The sequence below is a fragment of the Microbispora sp. H10830 genome (genome assembly GCF_014161375.1).
GTDB lineage: Bacteria > Actinomycetota > Actinomycetes > Streptosporangiales > Streptosporangiaceae > Microbispora > Microbispora catharanthi.
This window is the reverse complement of sequence record NZ_JABBWX010000048.1, coordinates 1-1,255: the sequence shown is the minus strand read 5'-3', so window position 1 is coordinate 1,255 and position 1,255 is coordinate 1. Positions and strand designations below refer to the sequence as shown.

The 1,255-nt window shown below is 56.8% G+C and carries 1 rRNA gene; it reads left to right on the top strand.

What is annotated here, in order from left to right:
- Nucleotides 1-77: 77 nt before the first annotated feature.
- Nucleotides 78-1,255, top strand: a 23S ribosomal RNA gene (locus HHX35_RS42320); the annotation flags it as partial.

The window sequence follows — 1,255 nt, the reverse complement described above, 5'->3', positions numbered from 1 at the left end:
TCGGGTGTTTGGTGGTGGGGTGGGCTGGTTGTCTGGTTGTTGTTTGTGAATTGCATAGTGGACGCGAGCATCTTTGTGGCCAAGTTATTTAGGGCACACGGTGGATGCCTTGGCATCAGGAGCCGATGAAGGACGTGGGAGGCTGCGTTAAGCCTCGGGGAGTCGCCAACCAGACGTTGATCCGGGGATGTCCGAATGGGGAAACCTAGCACCAGTCATGTGGTGTTGCCGCCGTCTGAATGTATAGGGCGGTTGGTGGTAACGCGGGGAAGTGAAACATCTCAGTACCCGTAGGAGAAGAAAACAATTTAGTGATTCCGTGAGTAGTGGTGAGCGAAAGCGGAGGAGGCTAAACCGTGCGCGTGTGATAGCCGGCGGGCGTTGCGTGTGCGGGGTTGTGGGACCTTCCGGAGGAGACCGCCGTCTCTTCAGGCAGTGAGAAATCGGTGGGGTAGTCGAACGCTCTGGGAAGGGCGGCCGTAGACCGTGATAGCCGGGTAGGCGAAATCTTGCCGACTGTTGGGAGTGTTCCCGAGTAGCACGGGGCTCGAGAAATCCTGTGTGAATCTGCCAGGACCACCTGGTAAGCCTAAATACTTCCTGATGACCGATAGTGAACGAGTACCGTGAGGGAAAGGTGAAAAGCGCCCCGGTGAGGGGTCGTGAAATAGTACCTGAAACCGTGTGCCTACAAGCCGTAGGAGCGTAGTCGTCTTCGGGCGGCTGTGATGTGACTGCGTGCCTTTTGAAGAATGAGCCTGCGAGTTATGGTGTGTGGCGAGGTTAACCCGTGTGGGGGAGCCGTAGCGAAAGCGAGTCTGAATAGGGCGTTTGAGTCGCATGCTGTAGACCCGAAGCGGGGTGATCTACGCATGGGCAGGTTGAAGCGTGGGTAAGACTGCGTGGAGGACCGAACCCACCAGGGTTGAAAACCTGGGGGATGACCTGTGTGTAGGGGTGAAAGGCCAATCAAACTCCGTGATAGCTGGTTCTCCCCGAAATGCATTTAGGTGCAGCGTTGCGTGTTGCTTGCCGGAGGTAGGGCTCTGGATGGCTGATGGGCCCGACAAGGTTACTGACGTCAGCCAAACTTCGAATGCCGGTAAGTTGAGCGTGGCAGTGAGACTGCGGGGGATAAGCTCCGTGGTCGAGAGGGAAACAGCCCAGATCACCGACTAAGGCCCCTAAGCGTGTGCTAAGTGGGAAAGGATGTGGAGTCGCAGTGACAACCAGGAGGTTGGCTTAGAAGCAGCCA